This is a genomic window from Streptomyces sp. CLV115, assembly GCF_038448545.1.
GTDB classification, from domain to species: Bacteria; Actinomycetota; Actinomycetes; order Streptomycetales; family Streptomycetaceae; genus Streptomyces; species Streptomyces sanglieri.
The window spans coordinates 1-381 of sequence record NZ_JBCEWQ010000452.1; the positions used below are offsets into that span (position 1 = coordinate 1).

General features: G+C 64.8%; 1 protein-coding gene. It reads right to left on the reverse strand.

The genetic code is table 11. The annotated features are described in order from the left end of the window. Positions 1–133, reverse strand: a 133-nt coding sequence (locus AADR41_RS42610) for a DUF6507 family protein (RefSeq protein ID WP_342284130.1), incomplete at its 3' end; no start/stop codon positions are given. Between the last annotated feature and the right edge of the window lie 248 nt (positions 134–381).

Sequence of the window (381 nt, forward strand, 5' to 3'; positions counted from 1 at the left end):
TGCCCGCACTCGACGCCGCCGACGTCAGATGATCCCCGTACGACGTCGCATGCGTCTGGATCTTCGACGCGACCTCACCCGTCGTCTTCAGCACACCCTGAATGCCCTGCGGCTTCAGATCCCACCCGGTCATGCTCTTACCTCATGCTCCCCGTTACCGCCCCGACCCCTGAACCCGCCTCAGGCGGGCCGCCCGGACGGGTCAGCCGATGTTGTCGACGGCTGCCTTCGCGCGCGTGATCGTGTGCTGCGCGGTGCCGTCGTTCTTCTCCAGCGTCGTCTTCAGCAGCTGGATGATGTTCTTGACCTCCTGCGAGGAACGGTTCCACCGCATTTCCTTGCCGTGGTACTCGTCCGCCACACCATCGGCCGTGAAGTCCG